This is a genomic window from Legionella sp. 227, assembly GCF_043161935.1.
GTDB classification, from domain to species: Bacteria; Pseudomonadota; Gammaproteobacteria; order Legionellales; family Legionellaceae; genus Legionella; species Legionella sheltonii.
Genome location: NZ_CP171154.1, coordinates 2,497,849 through 2,512,276, shown reverse-complemented (window position 1 = coordinate 2,512,276; position 14,428 = coordinate 2,497,849). Strand labels below are relative to the sequence as shown.

Here is a 14,428-nt window from a genome sequence, read left to right as displayed (position 1 = left end):
TGAAGGCTTAATAATACAAAACCTATGGATTTATAGGAGCTGTTGAAACGATAATATATAGAGATAAGACATTATTTTACATCAGGACATTACTCAAATGACAATACAAGCGGGTCTTCATGAACGACGAGCTCTTAAAATATCAATAGCTGCTACCTTTCTCTTAGCGGTGGTAGGTATTTTATTTGGGCTATTGTCGGGCTCATTGGCTATCGTATTTGACGGTATGTTTAATATGGTTGATACCGTTATGTCAATCCTGGCCTTTTTTGTTGCTCGTCTTCTAACCAGTAAAGGAAATCGAAAGTTTCAATATGGCTACTGGCATATTGAACCTATGGTTCTTGTTTTGAATGGTAGTATTCTAATACTTCTTTGTACTTATGCGATGATAAATGCGATAGGTAGTCGAGTTATGCTCGAATCTGGTGTATGGGAAAAATAAATTAGGTGGCGTATTCTGTTGATTGTTCCGCAAGAACATAATCAACAAAAGGAACTACGCCATGAAGAATTGTAAACTGAAAGAAGTCTCAACACCAGTTGAAAAAATTGCTGATCCCTTAACTGAATTATTGAGAAATGGAGCCCGTGATTTGATTAGGCAAGCAGTAGAAGCGGAGCTCAGTGCTATGTTGTCTGAATATGAGGATTATAAATTACTCGACGGTAGACAGGCTATCGTTCGCAACGGTTATTTGCCAGAAAGAACCATTCAGACAGGCGTTGGTGATGTCAGCATCAAAGTACCCAAAGTGCGGGACCGGGGAGGCTCTGGTATTCATTTTCAAAGCCATTTGTTACCTCCCTATTTAAGACGTACAAAGAGTATTGAGGAATTGATTCCCTGGCTTTATTTAAAAGGATTATCAACGGGTGATTACTCCGAGGCTTTAGGTTCTCTGTTGGGTGAGCATGCAAAAGGCTTATCTGCAAATACGGTGTGTCGATTAAAAAGCCAATGGCTTGATGAGCATCAAAGCTGGCAGCGTCAGGATTTAAGTCACAAGCGTTATGTTTATTGGTGGGCAGATGGTATTTACAGTCAAGTGCGAATGGATGACCGCTTGTGTTTGCTGGTTATTATTGGCGTTACTGAGCACGGTCATAAAGAGCTAGTCGCTGTGAGTGATGGGTTCCGTGAGTCCTCAGCAAGCTGGGAGGAGCTGTTGACAAGCTTACGACAAAGGGGGCTTGCTCACACTCCAAAACTGGCTGCAGGGGATGGTGCATTGGGCTTTTGGAATGCTATTAGCAAAGTGTATCCCGATACCCGTCATCAACGATGTTGGGTGCATAAAACAGCCAATGTCCTGAATAAATTACCGAAATCGGTGCAGCCCAAGGTGAAAGCAGCATTGCATGAAATCTGGATGGCATCAACACGCAAAGAGGCTTATAAAGCGTTTGACAACACAGTGGAGTTATTCGCGCCTAAGTATCCAAAAGCAATGGAGTGCTTAAGTAAAGACCGTGAGGAATTACTCGCATTTTATGATTTTCCTGCGGAGCATTGGATTCATATCCGAACAACAAATCCAATTGAATCCGCTTTCGCTACAGTGCGCCTACGTACAAAAAAATCACGTAACTGTGGCTCAAGAGACAGCACGTTGGCAATGGTATTTAAATTGATGGAGTCAGCTCAGAAACGATGGATTAAAATTAGAGGGTTTAACCTATTAACTCTTGTTGTTAATAACGTGAAGTTTGAAGACGGAGTACAGGTTGGTGAACAATCAGACAGAAACGCCGCCTAATGCTGTACACCACTTTTGACAATAACTCTAGGTAGTCTAATATCCGGTGGACATGAGCTGAATTTTGATTGGGCATTTGTGTTCGCACTTTTGGTATTTTTTTTATCAACAGGCATGTATTTTTATTTAATTAAAAAAAACCGCAAAATTAAGTCTGAATTCTTGCGATTAGACATTCAAAGTTGGTTAATGTCTGCGTTGATTTCCTCGTCTCTCTTATTGGCTTTTGGCATCGCTGCTTTATTGGAGGGTGGAGCCTATGCATACTTTACTCCCTACATTGATCCCCTTATTTTAGCGATTCTTACTTCTTGTTTGATTTTTGTTCCTATGACCGCAGTGCGCGATGCCATGCGAGATATATTTCGCATGGCCCCCTTGGAGCTTGATGAAAAAATAAGAGAGTTTTTAGATGAGCTTACCAAATTGCGTAATTTCCAAACCTATACAAGCTACGTTGCAAAAATAGGGCGTGCACAATTTATTGAAATACATATCGTAGTACCCAAGAATTTTCCAATTTCAAGCATTGAAACCTTGGATGAAATTCGTAATGAAATTGCGTTGGCTATTGGTGAAGACACACCACATCGTTGGCTAACCATCGCCTTTACTGCAAATGAAAATTGGATTTAGCGGTGAAGTGCGAGGTAAATCATGCCAACGAAAATTATTAATCTCGGCCCATTTCAATGCTTTTTTGCTACGCATGATTATTACAGCGCTAGTATTGCTAATCTTCAGGTGTAAATGGGGCTTTTTGACATCTTTATCTTCACCTAAGATCCCAAAAAGCCTTCAAATAAAATGATTGCTTGAGTCATACAGAGTAATTTATTCACTCCATCGCTTTTGATTCTCTTTTCTAACTTAGCGTGTAAGTTTCTTTTCTGAGGTACCATAGCACTTGTCATTTTCAATGGTTTTGCAAAAATCTAAATGCCCATTCCATCGTTCTTACCTCTTAAAGTGTAAATTATCCGTTTGATTCAGATTGAATAGGATCTATAACCCAAACATTCATGCGTGCTTGAGTTATTTGATCATTTCGCTCGATGCTTCAACGCGTTTCGTACACCAGCTCCATATTCTTTATCGACTTGATCAAATAATTTAATTTGCCGCTCGATAATGAAATCAGGAACGCTCTGCATGCTTTCGGCTATGTTTGCATAGAGTCTTTGCTTTTGTTCGTGATTAAACAAATGGAATAATTTTTTGGGCTGGCTAAAATCATCAGTATCCTGGTGTCGATCATATCGATCTACATCTCCGTTGATAGGCAAAGGAGGCTCGTTGTATTTAGGATCTTCCTTTGGCCCCGCAAAACTGTTCGGCTCGTAATAAGCTTCGGAGTACTCTGTATTGTTATCGTAAAAGCGTAATGAACCATCCTTGTGATAATGGTGTACAGGACATTTGGGGGCATTAACCGGTAATGATTCGTAATGGGTCCCTATTCGATAACGGTGTGCATCTGCATATGAAAAAATACGCGCCTGCAACATTTTATCTGGAGAAAACCCAATTCCGGGAACAATATTGGAGGGCGAAAATGCAAGTTGTTCGATTTCAGCAAAATAATTATCAGGATTTCGATTCAGCTCTAAAACTCCCACGTCCATTAAAGGAAAATCACGCTGTGACCAAACTTTGGTAAGATCAAAGGGATTGTATTCTAAGCTATTCGCCTGCTCTTCAGTCATAATTTGCACACAAAACCGCCATCTTGGATAATCACCTTGGGTGATGGCTTGGAATAAATCTTCCTGAGTCGACTCCCTTGTACGACCTATCACTTCAGCGGCTTGTTCATTTGTCCAATGTCTATGCCCTTGCATTGTTTTACAATGAAATTTAACCCAAAATCGCTCATTCTTCTTATTGATAAAACTAAAAGTATGAGAACCAAAACCATCCATAAAGCGAACAGATTGAGGTAACCCTCTATCTGAAAATAAAATGGTAATTTGGTGAAGACTTTCAGGCGATAAGGACCAGAAATCCCACATTGCTGTAGGTGAACGAAGATTCGTTTTGGGGTGTCTTTTTTGTGTATGAATAAAATCTGGAAATTTATAAGGATCACGAATAAAGAATACTGGAGTATTATTACCTACGAGATCCCAATTACCTTGCTTTGTATAAAACTTTACTGAAAATCCACGTACATCTCGCTCAGCATCTGCAGCCCCCATTTCACCAGCCACTGTTGAAAAGCGTGTAATTAATTCTGTTTTCTTTCCTATTTCAGAAAATAAATCAGCTTTTGTGTAGGCAGTAATATCATGGGTCACTGTGAAAACGCCATGTGCTCCCCAACCCTTAGCATGAACCACACGCTCGGGTATTCGCTCTCGATTTTGGTGCGCCAATTTTTCAATTAATTGGTAATCTTGAAGTAATAGAGGCCCTCTGGCTCCAGCAGTTAAAGCATTTTGATTATCACCAATCGGGTTACCACCGGTAGTGGTCAAAGTGAGCTTGGTCATGTATGAGTCCTTATCTGATTATCGCGTTCGTCCGCAGGTATTAATTATTTTAATTGTAAATCCACTCTAACTAATCGTTCACTATTGTGAGTGCACTTTTTTATTTTTTAATCGATTTCAATAATATTATTGAGCATGATTGCATGCAGAGAAATAGTTTTCCCCATAACAGTTACAATATTCCATAAGCACGGCATTCTGCAATTGATTTCGCTTTGCTGCACAAATAATTATAGGGCATATTTACCTACCGATAACTCCTTGAGAAAAATACCCTTGCCAAAGTTTCTTCATTCACATAAATTACCAAACAACCTGATGAAAAAGGAATTTTTTTTGAAAAAAAGGATTGCAGTAATTGGCTCAGGAATTTCTGGTTTAACGAGTTCCTATCTTTTAAGCAAAAACCATGATGTTTCCTTATTTGAAGCCAACGATTATCTTGGTGGTCATACACATACTCTATCTGTCGAAACTCAAGAAACTGTATACTCGATTGATACAGGATTTATCGTTTTTAACAAAAAAACATACCCCAACTTTTGTAAATTACTTGAAGAGTTAAATGTAACAACTCAAACCAGTGAAATGAGTTTTAGTTATCGCGCCGATCATAGGGGACTTGAGTACAGCGGTCATAATTTAAATACTCTTTTTTCAGATCGTCGAAACCTATTTAAATTAGACTTTTATCACCTAATCAAAGACATCATTATATTTAATGCTGATGCAAAAAAATTCTTGCTTCGAACCAATGATCTGGAAATAACCATCAATGACTTCATTATGGAAAACAAATACTCAGAGCAATTTAAAGAATGTTATCTCATTCCAATGATGGCTGCTATTTGGTCGAAAAATAAAGAAGATACCCTAAATTGTTCCGCTTTCTTTATCTTACAATTTTATAACAATCACGGACTTCTTGATTTGTTTAACCGACCTATGTGGTATGTTATTAAACACGGTTCAAAAAACTACATTACACCGATGCTTGAGCGGCTAAAAGATCAAGTGTACTTAAACTCCAAAGTAGAGCGAATAATACGAGAAGCTAATAAGATTAAGCTAATCGTGAACTCTCAAGAGCACGTCTTTGATGCGGTCGTATGTGCTACTCATAGTGATCAAGCGTTAACTATGCTCGAGGAACCTACCCCTGAAGAAATCAATATTTTATCGGCAATAAAATATACTGAAAATGAAGTAGTTCTTCATAAAGACAAAAATGTAATGCCAAAAAATAAAAGGGCTTGGGCAAGTTGGAATTACCTCGATAACCAAAGCGCAGCGCCTACACTTACTTATTACATGAATCGATTGCAATCAATTCATTCCAACCATGATTTTTTTGTATCAGTTAATCTTTCGAATGAAATTGCGGAAAATCAAATAATCCAATCATTCAACTATGCGCATCCCTGTTTGACTGTGTCTGCTTTAAAAGCTCAAAAGCAAATTAATTTGATTAATGGGATGAAGAATACATACTATGTTGGAAGTTATTGGGGTTATGGCTTTCATGAGGATGGCGTCAATAGTGCGATCAATACCTGTAAGCTGCTAGGAGCCTAGATGATGGGCCATCTCATTTTTACAGGACATGTACGACATCGCCGCTTTGTTCCAAAAAAGCATCAGTTTTCATATAAGTTATTTATGTTCTACTTTGATTTAGCGCAGATAAATAATACCTTCAAAGACATCAAACAGGTTTCCATAGAGAAGTTTAATTGGTTTTCATTTAAACGCAAAAATTATCTTAATGAATCGACTATCCCACTTGATGAATACGCTCGTCAATTGGTGATGAATCGGCATGGAACTTACCCAAAAGGAAAAATCTATTTATTATCCCAACTGAGTTGTTTAGGATATTGCTTTAACCCTATCAGTATTTATTTTATTTTTGATGAGACAAATCAAAATTTGGATTATTTAATTTTGGAGGTCACCAATACCCCTTGGGGAGAACGGCATAATTATGTGTTGAAGTATTCAGCCAAACCTAAAAATGAAATTTATTCGTATCAATTTCAAAAAGAGCTGCATGTCTCCCCCTTTATGTCCATGAATTATTTCTATCATCTTAATTTGAAACTAAATAAAGAAAAAATCGTGATTCATATGGAAAATCATATTGAAGGAAAGAAAGATTTTGATGCAACATTAATTTTAAAGGCCCAAGATAATTGCTCCATTAAAAAAGTATTTTGGCATTATCCTTTAATCACTTACAAAGTTTCAGCAGCGATTTATTGGCAAGCATTAAAATTATGGATTAAGGGTGTTCCATTTCATGCACACCCAAGTTCCAATAAAAGGACATCGAATGGACCAAAATAATCATTTATCTACTCAGCGGAAAAGACTTTCCCAAAAAATTTTTTTCAAGTTATTAAATGGCATCACCCACGGATCCATCAAAGTCGATGACGTGAATGGTAGCTATTTTTTTGGTAATGAAAAAGAGAAAAATAATTCAATTGCCACCATCACCATAAACCACCCCAAAGCCTATAAATCAATTCTCATGGACGGCTCTGTTGGTGCTGGAGCAAGTTACATTGATGGTGATTGGGATACAGATGATCTACAAAAATTAATTGCGATGATTATTAAAAATGATGCCCTCTTCAATCAGATTGAAAGTCCTATCGCCCGTTTTTTTAGTTTCATGAGAACAATAAACTACAAATTAAAAATTAACTCGATTCGTCGCGCTAAGGAGAATATTCTAGCTCATTACGATTTAGGAAATGATTTTTTTAAATTAATTCTCGACCCATCGATGATGTATTCATGCGCTCTTTATAAACCATCGGATATCAGTTTGGAGCAAGCATCTCAGAATAAAATTCGAGCCATTTGTAACGCATTGCAACTAAAACCCAGTGACCATATTTTGGAAATAGGTAGCGGATGGGGCGGATTTGCATGTTTTGCCGCTAAAGAATATGGATGTAAGGTCACGACGACGACGATTTCAGAAAAGCAATACCTCTATGTCAATGAAAAAATAAATCAATTGGGCTTAAATCATCAGATTAAATTATTAAAAGAAGACTACAGAAAACTTTCCGGACAATATGATAAAGTCGTTTCAATCGAGATGATTGAGGCCGTTGGACATAAATATTTTGATACATTTTTTCAGCAATGCCATCAGCTATTGAAACCTGGAGGCTTATTTTTCTTACAGGCAATTGTAATTAATGATCAAGCCTATGAAGCCGCAAAAAATGAGGTTGATTTTATTAAGAAATACATTTTCCCTGGGGGTTGCCTGCCCTCTGTGTATTCCATAAGTAAATCAATTGCCAACAAAACAACACTGCAATTGCTTTCATTTGAAGACATAGGCCACCATTATGTCTCTACCTTGAATGATTGGCGTAAAAACCTATTAAGCAATAAAAAGGAAATTTTAGCACAAGGATTTACTGAATCTTTTATTCGTACTTGGGAGTTCTATTTTTGTTATTGTGCTGCTGGTTTTCAGACCAATTACATCAGCGATATTCATGCCTTGTGGCGAAAAAGACAATGAATACATTACATTACCTCATTCACACGACTGCTTATTATGTTGCTTGGTTCGCTTGCATCACACTAGCTGCTCGAGGATATGCATGGATAAGCGCTCTTATTGTGGTTGCTTGTGTTATGTTGCAGTTGTACTGGCAACATCAAACGGGAAGAACGCTAGAAGGGCTATGGCTCTTATTATTAATAGTCATCTCTATAAGTACTCTAATTGATAGTGCCCTGGTTTATAAAGGACTAGTAATTTATTCAGCAAACCCTTTTTCCCCCTATTTTACTTCTCCTTGGATGATAACAATATGGATAAGTTTTACGGTTGTTTTATATGCCACATTAAGTAACCTATTTGATCACCTATTTTTGCTCGGCTTTTTGTCATGCGTAGGTTTTGCAGCGGCATTTCGAATTGGTGCAAGCTTAGGGGCTGCTTTTTTTCCTTATGGCAGCAATACGACTTGCCTTTTCATCGGGGCAGTTTGGGCAATTGTATTGCCATTTTGCGTCTACTGTTATCATAAGATAAAGGATGATGATTAATGTATTCCCTCGGCACTGTAGTGATTTATCTTTTTTTACAAATGAGTTTTATGTGGGGTTTGTATCGTATTCTAAAGAATCCTTCTGTTGTTGATGTCTCATGGTCGTTAGGATTAATGGTTTCAGGTTTAATCTATTTAGGCTTAACCCCATTAAGTTTTCGTACTGTGATTATTGGCTTTCTTCTCATTTTATGGGCTTTACGCCTTGCATTTTATCTATGGTACACACGAATAAGAAAAGGACATGTAGATAAGCGCTATATAGAACTCAGTGCCAATTGGAAAATTAGCCCCTCTCTTGGTTTTTTTATTAACTTTCAACTCCAAGGACTGCTCATCCTAATCATTTCAAGTGTATTTTTACTGATTAGCAAATCAGGACTGACTCATATGACCATGATAGATATTCTTGCATTTTGCATTATTACAGTGGGAATAATGGGAGAGACTATAGCCGATTTACAACTGCAACGTTTTAAAATACGACATAAAGGGGAAGTATGTAATAAAGGTTTATGGAATTATTCACGTCATCCTAATTACTTTTTTGATTGGTTAAGCTGGATGGGGTTCGCTTTATTTGCGATACAGTCCAACAAAGGATACCTATGCTTACTGTCCCCTTTGATGCTTTATGTTATTTTTACACGTATGACAGGCCCCATGACCGAAAGAGGCTCCATAAAATCACGAGGACAAAAGTACATTCATTACCAAAAGCAAACGTCAATGTTTTTTCCCTGGTTTAAGAAAAAAAGCGGTTCTGAATGAAGACCGCAAATAAACTACTCAGCCCACATAAGACCATTCCCCAAATAAAATCGATTAATGTGATTTTCCAAGGCCAGTTCGCAAGAATTGAGTAGTTGGTGAAATCATAGATCCCATAGGTTACAAATCCAAGGATTACTCCACCAGCGAGTGCCAGCATGTAATTTCCTTGTGCGCCGGGCAAGACAAAATAAACAATCCCTAAGGCGATGCACACATAAACAACTGCTGCTGCCCACCAAATAGGAGCCATGTCTGCACCCGATTTTCGTAACATCATACCGATGTTTTGGGCATAAACCGATTTCGCAATGATACCCAACCAAATCATATCCAACACAAAGATACACACCATTGTTAAGAAAAAGAGTACTATAAGTTTCATTGTCATTCCCCTATGGATAACTACTTTTTAGCTAAATTCTGCTCTAATAAAGATTTGGGCACCGGTTTAACATCCCAGACAATACCCATGAGTTCTAAAAGTTTGATTAGGTAATAAGTAATGTCAATTTCCCAAAATCGAAATCCCTGACGCGCTGATGCGGGATAATGATGATGGTTATTATGCCAACCTTCACCAAGCGTAATGAGAGCAAAAAACAGATTGTTTTTACTGTTATCCGACGTTTCATAACGTCTTGTACCATAGACATGACACAGGGAATTAATGATTACGGTTGTATTAAATAATGCTACCAAGGAAACGCTGAAGCCCCAAACCAACATTTCACCAATACCAGTATTCCATTGAGGCGCATAAGTCTGAAGAATCCAACCGATCATGAAAAGAGCAAGAAACAATAATGTTGGCATTAGATTGTCATAACGCTCAAGAAAAACGAGTTCTGGATATTGCTCCAAATCTCTAACTCGCTCCGGATTATAATGGTAATGTTTTTTGGTAAGAAACCAACCTACATGACTCCACCAAAAACCGTGCTGTACTGGGGAATGAGCATCCTCCGGAGTATCAGACACCATATGATGTTGCCTATGATGTGCTGCCCACCAAAGAGGGCCGCGTTGGGCTGAGGTTCCTGCAAGGGCTGCAAAAATAAATTGCCAAAAGCGATTGGTTTTGAATGCCTTATGAGAGAAGTATCGATGATAGAAAGCACCAATCGTAAACAAACGAAAAAAATACAGAATCACTGCGACACTCAAGGCAATCCAACTGAAACGTACATAGAAAACCAATAGACAGCTGAGGTTAATCATAAGGAAGGGAATCGCTCGAATCCAATCAATGGTATTGCTTAATGGCTCATCAGGATTGTAGTTATTTTCGCTGACAATCCAACTGTGTATCAAACTTCCTAAAGACTTCATCAAATTAATCCCTAATTCTTTCCCAAATCGAAACCATTCGTCTACTTAATAACTAATTACTTTTGCTGCGCTTTGTCTTTGAATAAAGAGGTATGTAATCAAAACTTTGTGGCCGACTTTCTGAACCACATTCATCGTAAGTATTATCAGCACATAGAAAAAATTCTTCTGCCCCATATTCTGCAGCGCGAGACATTGCCTCGTCAATAGAATTAAAATGCCATAGCTCTTTTCCTTTATGAATAAATTCATCAGAATCTTTAGCGATAATTTCAACGATATATTCATGAAGCTCAATTGGTGAGTAAATCAAAGCGATTGCCTTAGAATCACTCTTAACCTGATTAATTAATCCTTCGCGCGTTTGATTTGCCATAATTCTATTCCTCATAAACGGTATTAGCTAAATTATAGCTGCCATTTTGCAGATGTATTGATCGCCTAATGGTAATGCTCCTCTGTTTTACCTCTAAAAAGAGAATAGGCATATAAGGTGTATGCCAGCAGTATGGGTAACATAATAACGACACCGACTAATATGAATGTAAGTGTCGACGATGGGGCTGCTGCTTCCCAAATAGTGATCTGATGTGGAATCAAATAAGGATAAACACTAATCGCTATGCCAATATAAGAACACAAAAAAATGATGATGCTGTAAATAAAAGGCTTGCGTTCATTGTTTGAATTCAAAGATAAGTTTCTCCAGGTAAGATAAATCGCACATGCAGTAATTAGAGGGAGCGGACTTAGCCATAAAAAATTGGGAAATTGGTACCAGCGATAAAAGATTTCAGTGCTGTGCAATGGTGTCCAGATGCTAACAAAGACTAAAAAGAAACTCACAGCAACCAGTAACCCTCGGGCATAGTGAACCATTTTACTTTGAAGTTTGTCCCCACTTTTGATAATCATCCATGTTGCGCCAAGAAGTCCATAACCACATATTAGGGCAACCCCGGTAAATAGGCTAAAAGGAGTTAACCAACTGGACTGAGTAATTGCCATAGTCTGCGGATTGATTGAAAACCCTTGGACAAAACATCCTAAGATGACTCCTTGAAAAAAAGCTGCGGCAATCGAACCAATCGCAAATAGCCAATTCCATATAGGTTTGGACTTATATGCTTTAAAGCGAAACTCAAAGCTAACGCCGCGAAAAATCAGCGCAATCAACATGAACATGATAGGAATATAAAGAACGGGCAAAAGAGCCCCATAAACCTGAGGAAATCCTCCATACAATATGGCACCGCCAAAAACAAGCCAGGTTTCATTGCCATCCCATACTGGCGCGATTGAATTCATCATCTTATCTCTTTCGCTTTCACTGCTGGTAAATGGGAATAAAACTCCAATCCCTAAGTCAAAACCATCTAAGATGACATACATAATGACAATAAAAGCAAGTAATACAGCAAATATAAATGGAAGCATTATTTTTTCTCCACATTTAAATCAGTCATGTATTGAAATGCATGATGTTCGACCTGTTCTTCCTCAATGACTTCAGGACCTAAACGAATCATTTTCAGTAGATAGTACAAATAAAACCCAAAGACAACGCCATAAGCAAGAACAAGCAGAATAAAAGAGATAATCACATCTTCGACACTGATTGCAGAGACGGCATCATGAGTTTTTAATAACCCATATACTACCCAAGGCTGTCTTCCAATTTCAGCTGTCAGCCATCCGGAAATACTGGCTATAAAACCGAGCGGTGTTAGTACAAAACACCAATAGTGAAACCATTTTGCCACATAAACTTTGTTTTTATAACGAAGAAACACTCCAACAACAGCTGTTGCGAACATCAGAAGTCCGATGCCGACCATGATTCTAAATGAGAAAAATACTGGCGCAACTCTTGGTTGTTGGTTGGGTGGCACAGAGTCTAAACCAACCATCTCTCCATCCCAATGATGAGTATTGATAAAACTTGCAAGTTTAGGAATTTCAATAGCATAGTTATTTTGTTGTTCTGCCTGAGAAGGCCAAGCAAACAATACTAAAGGAGCCCCTTTTTGAGTATGCCAAAGCCCCTCCATCGCCGCTGTTTTAAGCGGTTGATATTCTTTAACCTTGAGGCCCACAACATCACCAACACCAATTTGGACAGGAACAAGAATCAAAGCGGCCCAAAGTGCAAAAGACATCGTTTTCTTTGCTGCTTCCACTGATTTTTTGCGAAGCAAATAATAAGAAGCTACACCCATGATCACAAAGGAAGTTGTCACATAAGAGGCCAGAATCATATGGATGAAGCGAGATATAAAAGATGGGTTCATCACCACGGCCCACCAACTAGCAACTACATACTTCCCACCAATTAACTCATACCCGCTAGGCGTTTGCATCCACGAATTTGCAGACATAATCCAAAATGCAGATATGGTTGTGCCAATGGCAACGAGAAAGGTTGCAATAAAATGCAGTAGCGGTGGTACTCTTTTCCAACCAAAGAGCATGACGCCTAAAAAACCTGCTTCAAGAAAAAAGGCGGTTAGAGTTTCATAGGCGAATAATGCACCCAAAACATTGCCGAACTGGGTAATAAACGGGCCAAAATTTGTTCCGATTTGATAAGCCAGGACAATGCCTGAAACAACGCCCATTCCAAAAGTAAGTGCAAAAATCTTGGTCCAAAATTTGCAAATTTCAAGGTAAACTGTTTTTTTAGTTTTAAGCCAAAAGAATTCCATAATGACCAAAAATAAGGCCAACCCCAAATTCAATGTTGGAAATAAAATATGAAATCCGATGCTAAAACCAAATTGGGCACGTGAGAGAATTTCCACAAGCATTTGAACACTCCACTCATTACTGTAAGAGTTTTGTAATGCAGCCGCTTAAATTAAATCAAGAAGAGTAACTAACTGATGACACAATCAATCTGCATCTAACCATGCAGCCTAACTGCATTACTGCTCTAATAGTATATTATTGTTCAAGTATAATAAATTATCAAATGCATACTCTTTATTAATTAAAATAATCATAAATAAGCTTAGCTTGACAAGAAACGTCATTTTCAATCAACAAATAATATTGAACTTTTAAGTTTCATCCAGCATAGTGATTTTAATTCACTTTTTTGTGAATTTTACTTCAAAAAATCCAATTAAACACTTTGCTTCAGAAAATTAAAAACTGAATTTCGCATGTTCATTTCAGACTACATTTCCATTCATCTAATGAATTTGAGCTAAGTAAATATATGCTAAAATGAAATTGTAAAGAACAGCCAGGATAAATAATGATCGGCAAAAAAGAAATTCTTTTAAAATTATCAGATTATCAAAAATCGGTATTGAACCTAAAACAAAAATGTGACCAGCTCAACCTTCATTTTGAAATGAATACAGAGCGCTTCTTTGAAACCCCCATCCCCTTTGATGTTTTTTTCGCTAATAAAATAAATGAAACTTTAGAGTTGTATACGAAACTCAATGACCTGAAACTCGATCACAATAGCCTATTACGAGAAGCACGCAACAGGCCTGCCAGAATAAAGACAGGGAATGTTAAAATACAAATTTCCCAACAATTGGAATTAATCAATACCACTCAAGGACAATTGGAAGCTAAGGTACAACAGCTAGTTGATATTTATACGCAAAACAGACATTTTATCTTTGGTCAGATAACTGCTCTGGATCACATTCAAAATATTATTAATTCTCTGGATAAAATGCTGGTATTTTTTAAGAATCATTCGGATAAAAAAGATTTAATAGAAAAATTAACTGCTGTAGTAAGCGATAGCAAGCTGGCTCAAACCTTTTGTAGGGAAAATAATTTTCAGTTTCAGGTAATTGATAAATTATCGCAAGAACTCTCAAAATTGCGCCTTGAAAATGAGTCTTTGAAACTTCAGGTAGATCAATTTCTTGGGAAAAAGGAACAATCTGATAAAGAGAACCGAAAAGAAATTAATTTCTTTTCCAAAGCACCCTAAACGTTTTAGACTCTTACTGACTTTATG

At 37.6% G+C, this 14,428-nt stretch carries 13 protein-coding genes and 2 pseudogenes; 9 read left to right on the top strand and 6 right to left on the bottom strand.

Annotation, left to right across the window (positions count from 1 at the left end):
• Positions 1-97 precede the first annotated feature (97 nt).
• The 3 genes and pseudogenes from ACF8MK_RS10810 to ACF8MK_RS10800 form a co-directional block, all read left to right on the top strand.
• Positions 98-409 (top strand): annotated as a pseudogene (locus tag ACF8MK_RS10810) (cation transporter); the annotation flags it as partial.
• A gap of 97 nt (positions 410-506) precedes the next feature.
• Positions 507-1,760: an IS256 family transposase gene (locus ACF8MK_RS10805; protein WP_392536665.1), complete on the top strand. Its 1,254-nt coding sequence runs from the start codon at positions 507-509 to the stop codon at positions 1,758-1,760.
• Between the two features lie 24 nt (positions 1,761-1,784).
• Positions 1,785-2,396 (top strand): annotated as a pseudogene (locus ACF8MK_RS10800) (cation transporter); the annotation flags it as partial.
• A gap of 407 nt (positions 2,397-2,803) precedes the next feature.
• Here ACF8MK_RS10800 and ACF8MK_RS10795 read toward each other — a convergent pair.
• On the bottom strand, positions 2,804-4,252 hold the full coding sequence (locus ACF8MK_RS10795; protein ID WP_392536664.1) for a catalase: 1,449 nt from the start codon (positions 4,250-4,252) through the stop codon (positions 2,804-2,806).
• Between the two features lie 336 nt (positions 4,253-4,588).
• Between ACF8MK_RS10795 and ACF8MK_RS10790 the strand changes: the two genes are divergently transcribed.
• Genes ACF8MK_RS10790 through ACF8MK_RS10770 form a run of 5 tightly spaced genes read left to right on the top strand, consistent with a single transcriptional unit; the run spans position 4,589 to position 9,108 of the window.
• Positions 4,589-5,827 carry an NAD(P)/FAD-dependent oxidoreductase gene (locus tag ACF8MK_RS10790; RefSeq protein WP_392536663.1) on the top strand — a complete coding sequence of 413 codons (1,239 nt, stop codon included), beginning with the start codon at positions 4,589-4,591 and terminating at the stop codon, positions 5,825-5,827.
• The gene (locus ACF8MK_RS10785) at positions 5,828-6,598 is read left to right on the top strand and encodes a DUF1365 domain-containing protein (RefSeq protein ID WP_392536662.1); all 771 of its coding nucleotides are present in this window, start codon (positions 5,828-5,830) and stop codon (positions 6,596-6,598) included.
• Entirely contained in the window at positions 6,585-7,802 is a 1,218-nt protein-coding gene (locus ACF8MK_RS10780; RefSeq protein ID WP_392536661.1) for a class I SAM-dependent methyltransferase, read from the top strand. The genes ACF8MK_RS10785 and ACF8MK_RS10780 overlap by 14 nt, the downstream gene beginning before the upstream one ends.
• Positions 7,799-8,335 (top strand): DUF2878 family protein, encoded by a 537-nt coding sequence (locus ACF8MK_RS10775; RefSeq protein ID WP_392536660.1) that lies wholly within the window; start codon positions 7,799-7,801, stop codon positions 8,333-8,335. Before ACF8MK_RS10780 ends, ACF8MK_RS10775 begins: the two co-directional genes overlap by 4 nt.
• Complete coding sequence (locus ACF8MK_RS10770; RefSeq protein WP_392536659.1) at positions 8,335-9,108, top strand: DUF1295 domain-containing protein; 774 nt, start codon at positions 8,335-8,337, stop codon at positions 9,106-9,108. The genes ACF8MK_RS10775 and ACF8MK_RS10770 overlap by 1 nt, the downstream gene beginning before the upstream one ends.
• Here ACF8MK_RS10770 and ACF8MK_RS10765 read toward each other — a convergent pair.
• From ACF8MK_RS10765 to ACF8MK_RS10745, 5 genes are all read right to left on the bottom strand, one after another.
• A complete protein-coding gene (locus tag ACF8MK_RS10765) occupies positions 9,083-9,493 on the bottom strand; it encodes a DUF2177 family protein (protein ID WP_392536658.1) in 411 nt (136 codons plus the stop codon). The two genes, ACF8MK_RS10770 and ACF8MK_RS10765, sit on opposite strands and share 26 nt — an antisense overlap.
• A 20-nt stretch (positions 9,494-9,513) precedes the next feature.
• Positions 9,514-10,440, bottom strand: coding sequence for an acyl-CoA desaturase (locus tag ACF8MK_RS10760; RefSeq protein WP_392536657.1), 927 nt, complete (start codon positions 10,438-10,440; stop codon positions 9,514-9,516).
• 52 nt (positions 10,441-10,492) lie between these two features.
• Entirely contained in the window at positions 10,493-10,816 is a 324-nt protein-coding gene (locus ACF8MK_RS10755; protein WP_392536656.1) for a hypothetical protein, read from the bottom strand.
• Between the two features lie 65 nt (positions 10,817-10,881).
• Complete coding sequence (gene cydB / locus ACF8MK_RS10750; RefSeq protein WP_392536655.1) at positions 10,882-11,877, bottom strand: cytochrome d ubiquinol oxidase subunit II; 996 nt, start codon at positions 11,875-11,877, stop codon at positions 10,882-10,884.
• Positions 11,877-13,247, bottom strand: a complete 1,371-nt coding sequence (locus ACF8MK_RS10745) for a cytochrome ubiquinol oxidase subunit I (RefSeq protein WP_392536654.1) — start codon at positions 13,245-13,247, stop codon at positions 11,877-11,879. The genes cydB and ACF8MK_RS10745 overlap by 1 nt, the downstream gene beginning before the upstream one ends.
• 452 nt (positions 13,248-13,699) lie before the next feature.
• Here ACF8MK_RS10745 and ACF8MK_RS10740 point away from each other — a divergent pair, with 452 nt between their 5' ends.
• A complete protein-coding gene (locus ACF8MK_RS10740) occupies positions 13,700-14,401 on the top strand; it encodes a hypothetical protein (protein ID WP_392536653.1) in 702 nt (233 codons plus the stop codon).
• Positions 14,402-14,428: the final 27 nt, after the last annotated feature.